Origin of the sequence: Rhodococcus sp. NPDC059234 (assembly GCF_042754225.1) — a bacterium.
GTDB lineage: Bacteria > Actinomycetota > Actinomycetes > Mycobacteriales > Mycobacteriaceae > Rhodococcus_G.
Window position 1 is genome coordinate 1 of the sequence record NZ_JBHZAH010000167.1, and the last position, 8424, is coordinate 8424.

Genomic DNA, 8424 nt, shown 5'->3' on the forward strand with positions numbered 1-8424 from the left:
GCGTCCGCCACCCGCGCCGCCGCCCGCTCCGGTGGTGGTGGCGGCCCCTCCGCCGCCACCACCACCGCCGCCTCAGGTTCGGGTGGAGATCCCCGGACTGCCGCCGCTGGTGATCCCGATCCCCGGCTGAGGTCGACAGATCGCTAGGACAGCACCTCGACGAGCGTCGTGTCGGAGTCCCCGATCATGTACTTCTCGATCGCATCGAGGTGCTTGCGCCAGAACTCCTGCGCGCCGGTCGCGTCGCCCTCACGCATCAGGCCGAGCAATTTCAGGTAGGCGCGGTGTGCGGCACGCGCGGCGGGCCGCTCGCTGTTCCCGCCGTGCGCCGCGATGAACAGGGCGTTGTGGGCGTCGATGATGTGCACGAGCATGCCGGCCAGCACCGCCAGAGTCTGATTGCCCGCGAGGTCGATGAGCGCCTGGTGCACGTCGACGTCGTGGCGCGCGAACGCCGCCGGGTCGTCCACCAGATCCGCGCCGGCCTCGAGCAGGCCGGCGAAGGTGTCCAGCTCGTTTCCCTCGTGTCCGGCGGCGAGCATCCCCACCGCGGTGACCTCGAGCGAGGCCCGCGCCCGGTAGACGTCGACCAGGGGAACACCCTGGTACTGCAGCAGTAGTCCCGTGTACCGCGCCGCGCCCGAGGCGTCCGGTGCGAGCACCCGGGCCCCACCGTGGGCACCACGCAGGACCGTGATGATCGACTCGGACTCGAGGATCCGGAAGGCCTCACGCAAGGTCGGCCGCGACACCCCGAATTGCTCCATGAGGGTGGCCTCGTTGGGCAGCGGGTCGCCGACCTCGAGTTCCCCGGTGATGATCCGCCTGCGCAGGCTCGCTGCGACCAGTTCGCCCGCCTTCGGCACCCGGACCACCGACGATTTCGCACCCGCTGCCACTGTCACCCCTTGCTGAAGTCGAGTTGGGCAGGCGCTGACCTGGCCCGACGAATCCCCAACGGTACAAGAGTTGACCGAATTGGCCGTTACCCGCCGTCCACCGCGTCGATCGAAGCGGACAGATATGCACGCTGGACAGCATCCAGATCGGCACCGATCTCGTCGGCCGTGCCCTCGAGCATCACCCGACCACGACGCATCACGTACACCCGGTCAGCGACCGTCAGCACCTGCCTCACGTGCTGTTCGACCAGCAGGACACCGACGTTGCGCTCGTTCGCGGCAGCTCGCACGACGGCCAGCAGCCGCTGGACGATCTGCGGCGCCAGGCCCAGCGACAGCTCGTCGGCCAGCAACAGACGCGGATTCCGGGCCAGGGCCCTGGCGAGGGTGAGCATCTGTTGTTCGCCGCCGGACAACAAGCCGGCAGGCCGCCCGAGCAGGGCCCGCAGCTCGGGGAAGACCTCACACGCGGCGTCCGCGGACACTCCGGCCAGCTTGAGGTTCTCGGACGCGGTGAGGCCCATGATGACCGAGCGTTCCTCGGTCACGTAGCTCAGGCCTCGCCGCGCCAGCGCCGAGAGCGAGGAGCGCCGCCCGGAGCCGAGCACAGACACCTCGCCCGAGATCGGGGCCAGTTCGCCTGCCACGGTGAGCATGGTGGTGGACTTGCCGGCACCGTTGGCGCCGATGAGCGCCACCACCTCCCCGGACTTCACCGTGAGGTCGAGGTCGCGGCAGACCACGGCGCCCGCGTACCCCGCGCTCAAGCCGCGGCATTCGAGGACGACCTCGGACGCCACCGTCTTCTCACTCGTGATGGTCAACGCGCTACCTCCGTTGTGTCGTCTTCGGTGCCCAGGTAGGCGTCGCGGACCGCCGCGCTCGCGGCGATCTCCTCCGGCGTGCCGGCCGCGATCACCCGGCCGGCCTCGAGCACCACGATCCGATCGCAGGTGGACATCACCAGGCCCATGTCGTGTTCGATGAGGAGCACACCCGCCCCGCGTTGCACGGCAAGGTGCCGGATGGCGACTGCAAGTTCGCGACTCTCGGCGTCGTCCAGTCCGGCCGCCGGCTCGTCGAGCAGGATCACGGACGGGGCGGAGGCGACCGCGCGGGCGATGCCCACCAGCCGGCGCCGACCGTACGACAGCTCGCCCGGCAACACCTCCAGGTCGTTCTCGAGCTCGAAGTCCCGCACGACCGTCGACGCACTCGGCGAGAGCGGATGGCGGCCCGGGCGGATCAGGTCGGTGAGCCACGTACGCCAGGTGGCCTCGTCGGCTCCGGCGTGGATGTTCTCGCCGACCGTGATGTCCTCGAACAGTTCGAGCGACTGGAAGGACCGACGGAGGCCGCCCTTCGACCGCCGCGCGGTCGACCAGGCACTGATGTCCTGATCACCCAGTGTCAGCTGTCCCGCCGCGGGGCTGACGAATCCCGTGATCGCGTCGATCACCGTGGTCTTGCCTGCCCCGTTCGGCCCGATCAGGCCCACCACCTGGCCGGGCTCGATGTCGAGGTCGACTCCGTCGACGGCCGTGACGCCGCCGAACCGCACCGTCAGACCGCGCACCGACAGGGGCGTCGGGGCGACCGAGCCGGTCGGCACTTCGTCCGAGAGTTCCTGAGCGCGGCCCCGGGCGCGTGCCCGCACCGCGGCAAGGGCCGGGAGCCCGGGGATCGCCCGAACCAGGCGGGAGGCCACGTCCGCGATCCCGTTCTGGTTGGTGAGCAGGATGACGATGAGGATCACGCCGCCGAGCATCATGGACAGGGCCGCGCTGCTCGACCCGCTCGCCATCAGCCGGCTGAACAGGGCCCCGGGCGCCAGCAGCGCACCGATGATGCCGCCCAGCACGAACCCGAGACCGCCGGTCACCGTCTGGACCACGGCATTGATGGAGGCGAACACGTTGAACTCGAGATAGGTGACGGCGGAGTTGCGCAGGCCGAGCAGGATGCCGGCCACCGCGGCCAACCCTGCCGCGAGCGCGAAGGCGTAGATCTTGACGGCGAACACGCTGATGCCGAGTGAGGCCGCGGCGCGCTCGTTGGTGCGCACCGCGATCAGCCGCCGGCCGGTGCGCGAGCGCCGCAGGTTCGCGACCATCAGACCGCACACGACCAGGGCCACGAGACACAGCAGAGCCCACCGCTCGGGGTACCGGGACGGCGTCACGTCGAACCCGAACAGGCTCAGCTGTGAGATCTTCACCGAACCCTCGAGCTTGTCCCCGGTGAGGGTCGGGTTGTTGAACACCATCTCCTGGATCGTGAACCCGAGCCCCAGGGTGACCACGGCCAGGTTGACACCCCGTGTTCGCAGCGCCGGCAGCGCGAACAGCACGCCGATCGCGACCACTGCAACCACGCTCACCAGCGCGGCGGGGACGAGCGGCCAGCCGGCCTGGCCGACGAGGCGCGCGGCGAACAGCGCGCCGAGGCCACCGACGGTGTACTGGGCGAGCGAGAGCTGGCCGGCAAACCCGGTCAGGACCACGATCGAGAGCAGGAACACCGCCGCGGCGAGCGTGAGCATCAGCGACCGCAGCCAGTCGCCGCCGGCCAGGATCACGCCTCCGGCCGCCAGCACCGCGAGTGCGATACCCACCCAACGGATCTCACCGGAGCCGAGCCGAGGCAGTCGCTCGGAGACATGGCTGCGCAACGGCAGCCCCTTCCCCCGCACCACCAGCACCACCAGGATCACCGCGAACGGCACAGCCCGGTTGATGCCGGTGAGCGTCTCCATACCGAACAGGTCGCGCAGGTCGTCCTGGTACAGGACGACCAGGCTCTCGCCCACGCCGAGCAGCAAGCCGCCGAGCAGGGTGAGGGGGAAGGAGCGGAAACCGCCGAGCAGTGCCGCGGCAAGCGCCGACACCGTGACGATCACCACGAAGGCCGACGGAGTGAGTCCGGTCAACGGCGCCACCAGGATTCCGGCCGCACCGGCAAGCGCACCGCCGATGGTCCAGGTCAGCGCGGCCAGCCGCTGCGGGGACCAACCGAGCGCGGCAGCGGCACGCTCGTGCTCGGCAGCCGCGGTGATGGCCAGGCCCACCCGGGTGAACCGGGTGAACGCCCAGAGCACCACCGTCGACACCACCGCGATGCCCAGCAGGATCAGCCGATCCTGCTGCACCACGACACTTCCCCAGTGATACGCGTCGTCGGGCAGGAAGGTCCGCACCCGGATCGACTTGGCGCCGTAGTACTGCTGCACCCCCGCCTGCAGGATCACCATCAGGCCGAGGGTGGCGGCCAGCCGGACGATCGGCGCGGCGTTCGTGAGCCACCGCAACACCAGTAGCTGAAATGCCAGGCCGATCAGTCCGGCCACCACAACCGCCACCAGGAAGGCCGGCAGCAAACCCCAGTCATGGTCGCGCTGAAGGGTTTCCAGACAGACGTAGGCCGCCACCATCGCGATTGCGCCCTGGGCGAAGTTCACCACCCCGGAGCCGCGGTAGACCAGCACGATGCCTTGCGCCAGGAGCGCATAGGCGGAGCCCGCGCCCAGCCCGAGGATCGCGAACTGCAGGAACTCAGTCATTCGTCAGACTCCAGGGTGGGATCGAATCAGGGGGTGCGCAGGTCGTACTGCGTCGGATCGGTGACCACGACGTCACCGTCGAACTTCATCCGGTACATCATCGTGTTCGAGACCCGCTGGAAGATCCCGAACGGCTCGACCGCGCCCGGCGTCCAGGCCGGGACCAGTCCGGCCATGTCGAGGTCCTTGGCGTTCTCGAATCCCTGCATGACGGTGCTGGTGTTGATCCCCGCCCCGAGGCCCTTCGCCACCTCGCCGAAGGCCCGGACCGCCAACCACGGGAACATCTCGTCGCCGACGAGGTTCTCCCGCTCGAGATCCTTCTTGCCGGACTTATCCATGTCCGCCAGGAACTCCTTGATTCCGGGGAAGGTGTCGGTGCTCGACGAGGGCGCGGGGACCGGGCCGGTGTACGTCGAGGAGGTGGCGAAGGTGCCGAGGTCCTGCAGGTCGGCCTGGGAGAACGTGGTGGACCCCAGCGTGAAGGCCAGCTTGGATCCGATCTGCTCGAACGACTGCGCGATCTGGGTGGACTGGGCCGGGACCAGCGCCATGATCACGCCCTGCGCGTCGTTGCGTTCGGCGGCGGCGATGAACTGGGTGTAGTCGGTCGCGCTCGCGCCCACGGCGACATCGTTGACGATCTGCGCGCCCTTCGCCTGTACGGCGGGCCCGAGCAGCTGCGTCAGCATCGCGGCGACCGGCACGTCGGGGCGCATCAGGGTGAGCTTGGTCTTGCCCTGCGCCACGAGCATGTCGATCATCCCGTACAGGTTGAGCAGCGAGCCGGAGAACGGTGTGAACACGTTCGTCGCCGTGAAGTCGGCGATGTTCAGCGGGTTCAACCCGATCCGGGGGATACCGGCGGTCAGCAGAACCTGGGACGTCGCGTCGTTGTTGGCCGGTGCGAAGTCCGCGAGCGTCGCGACGACCCCCTCGGAGACCATCTTGTTCGCGCAGTCGACCTCCTTGTTCGGATCGCCCATGGAGTCGCACTGCACCAGTTCGAGCGGACGCCCGTTCACACCGCCCCGGGCGTTGAACGCGTCGACCGAGGCGACGGTGCCGGCGGCGTAGCTGGTGGCGGCGAGGCCCGGCGCCTCGATGGGCACGATCTGCCCGACCTTGATCGGGGTCCCTGTGGCAGCGTTCCCGGCCGACTCCGCGTTGCTGTCGTTGCTACAGCCGGCGACGATCAGACTGACGGAGGCGAGTGTGGCGATCGCAGGGGCGAGTTTCTTCAGATGCACGGCGCGTCCTTTGCATGTCGCAGCTACGTCTCGGACGCCCTGCTCTGCTCGACCGAATCGAGCGGCGACTGCCCGCTCACCCCCGGTCCTGGCAGATGCCGCCGCCCGACTTGGCAGCAGCGTATTGGAGCGCCGTGCAAATTGTGCCGAAGTTCACAAACTTTCGTTACAGCATGCGATGCAATAGGGATCCGGCCAGGTCAGCGCTTCTGGGCCGCGTACCAATCGACGAGTTCCGGCGCGTCGATCGCGGTCCGGTCGACGATCTTGTCGGGGTCCGCACCCTGGAACATCCGCTTGATCGGGACCTCGAGCTTCTTGCCGGTCCGGGTGTGCGGGACGCCGGGCGCCGCGATGATCTCGTCGGGCACGTGCCGCGGCGAGGCCTGTTCGCGGATGACCGCGCGGATCCGCTCGCGCAACGCGTCGTCGAGAACCGCGCCCTCGGCCAGCACCACGAACAGCGGCATCCAGTAGCCCCCGTCCGGCTGTTCGGCGCCGATCACCAGCGCCTCCGAGATCTCGTCGAGCCCCTCGACGGCCTGGTAGATGTCGGCGCTACCCATCCGGATGCCGTTGCGGTTGAGGGTCGAGTCGGAGCGGCCGTGCACCAGAACGCTGCCTCGCTCGGTGATGGTGATCCAGTCCCCGTGCCGCCACACGCCGGGATACGTGTCGAAGTAGGCGTCGTGATACCTCGCGCCGCCCGGGTCGTTCCAGAACCGCACCGGCATCGACGGCATCGGCCGGGTGATCACCAACTCCCCGACCTCCCCGCGCACCGGGTGACCGGACTCGTCGTAGCTGTCGAGCGCGACGCCGAGGCACGGCGCCGACAGCTCACCCGGCCACACCGGGACCGTCCGGGCGCCACCGACGAACGCCGACACCACGTCGGTGCCACCGCTGATCGACACCACCGCGGTGCCGACGTTCTCCGCCAGCCACAGGGAGGACGAGGCCGGCAGAGTGGAACCGGTGATGCCGACCGCCCGCAGCGCGGTCAGGTCGTGGTCACGGCGCGGGACGACGCCCGCCTTCGCGCAGGCCAGCACGTAGCCGGGGCTGGTCCCGAGCACGGTGGCCCGGTGCCGGGCGGCGAGAGCCCACAGCGAATCGGTCTCCGGATAGGACGGGCTGCCGTCGTAGCAGACGACGGTCGCGCCGACGAGCAGCCCGGCGACCTGGAAGTTCCACATCATCCAGCTCGGGCTGGTGTACCAGAACAGGGTGTCGGTCGACCCGACGTCCAGCTGCAGCGCCAGCGACTTGAGGTGCTCGAGCACCACCCCGCCGTGGCCGTGCACGATGCCCTTCGGCAGGCCGGTGGTACCCGAGGAGAACACCACCCACAGGGGATGGTCGAACTCCACGTCGACCGGTTCGAGCGGCGCATCCCCCGCAGTCGCGGCCGCCCATGAGATCGTCGCGTCCGAAGTCGGCGCGGCCGCGTGCCCGAGTCGGTCGACGCGCACCGTCAGCGTCACGCTCGGCAAGCCGGCGCGCAGTTGCTCGATCTCCGCGTCGCGCGGGTGCTCCTTGCCGCCGAACCGGTAACCGTCCGCGGCGATCAGCACCGTCGGCTCGAGCTGACCGAGGCGGTCGAGTGCCGCGTGCGCGGAGTAGTCCTGTCCGCAAGCGGCCCAGATCGCGCCGATGCTCGCGACGGCGAGGAAGGCGGTCACCGCCTCGGGGACGTTCGGCAGGTACCCCACCACCCGGTCACCGGGTCCGACGCCGTGCGAACGGAGGGTCGCTGCAAGCGCACCGACCTGGCGGCGCAGTTCGGCCCAGGACATCTCGGTGTCGGCAGTGGGGTCCTCGCCGGAGTACCGGATCGCCGGGCGATGCCGGGTCTCGTGCCGGAACGCCTGCGTCACGTAGTTCGTCCGGACGCCAGGGAACCACTGTGCGCCCGGCATGGCCTCGTCCCGCAGCGCCGTCCCGACCGGGGTGGTCGACTGCACCTCGAAGTACTCCCACACCCCCAGCCAGAATTCGTCGAGGTCGTCGATCGACCACTGCCACAGCGCGGCATAGTCGGGCACGCTGACTCCGAACCGGCCCTCGGCCCACAACGCGAAGTCGGTGATGCGCGCACCCTCGACGTCCTCGTCCGACGGCACCCACTGCGGCTGTAGCGATCCCATGCGGTCCATTCTCCAACACCCCGTCCGGGGAGCCGGAGAATCGCCGACCCGCGTCGGTCAGTCGGCCTGCATCGGCCCCAACTCCTCGGTCAGAACCTCCTGCACCACCCGCATCGCGGCCAGCGCCGCGGGCGCCCCGCAGTAGCCGCTCGTGTGGATGATCGCCTCGCTGATCTCCCCGCGGGTCAGGCCGTTCCGCAGCGCGCCGCGGACATGCCCGCGCAACTCCGATTCCGCACGCAGGGCGGTCAGCATGCCCAGGTTCAGCAGGCTGCGGTCGCGTCGGCTCAGTCCGTCCCGGGTCCAGACCGATCCCCACACCGTCTCGGTGATGTGCCGCTGCAATGCTTCACTGTCGGTGCCGAGGTCACGGGTCAGCGCGCGGTCTACGAAGTCGTCCCCCATTACCTCGCGGCGGATGCCCAGTCCGGCGTCGAAGCGGCCGTCGCTCGAGTCGGTCACGACCGCGGCACCCGGATGATCAGCGCGTCGCCCTGACCACCACCACCGCACAGCGCGGCCGCGCCGACCCCGCCACCGCGACGGCCGAGTTCGAGCGCGAG

6 protein-coding genes are annotated in these 8424 nt (G+C 69.6%); all 6 read right to left on the minus strand.

Translation table 11 applies throughout. The features are described 5' to 3' along the window. Positions 1-143: 143 nt before the first annotated feature. A complete protein-coding gene (locus ACFXGJ_RS23120) occupies positions 144-899 on the minus strand; it encodes a FadR/GntR family transcriptional regulator (RefSeq protein WP_378625406.1) in 756 nt (251 codons plus the stop codon). Positions 900-985: 86 nt separating this feature from the next. Continuing rightward, positions 986-1726, minus strand: a complete 741-nt coding sequence (locus tag ACFXGJ_RS23125) for an ABC transporter ATP-binding protein (RefSeq protein WP_378625409.1) — start codon at positions 1724-1726, stop codon at positions 986-988. Further along, complete coding sequence (locus tag ACFXGJ_RS23130; protein ID WP_378625411.1) at positions 1723-4461, minus strand: ATP-binding cassette domain-containing protein; 2739 nt, start codon at positions 4459-4461, stop codon at positions 1723-1725. The genes ACFXGJ_RS23125 and ACFXGJ_RS23130 overlap by 4 nt, the downstream gene beginning before the upstream one ends. A 26-nt stretch (positions 4462-4487) precedes the next feature. After that, positions 4488-5711, minus strand: a complete 1224-nt coding sequence (locus tag ACFXGJ_RS23135) for an ABC transporter substrate-binding protein (RefSeq protein ID WP_378625414.1) — start codon at positions 5709-5711, stop codon at positions 4488-4490. Between the two features lie 200 nt (positions 5712-5911). Then, positions 5912-7861, minus strand: coding sequence for an acetoacetate--CoA ligase (locus tag ACFXGJ_RS23140; RefSeq protein WP_378625416.1), 1950 nt, complete (start codon positions 7859-7861; stop codon positions 5912-5914). Between the two features lie 57 nt (positions 7862-7918). Further along, positions 7919-8266 (minus strand): carboxymuconolactone decarboxylase family protein, encoded by a 348-nt coding sequence (locus tag ACFXGJ_RS23145; RefSeq protein WP_378625418.1) that lies wholly within the window; start codon positions 8264-8266, stop codon positions 7919-7921. Between the last annotated feature and the right edge of the window lie 158 nt (positions 8267-8424).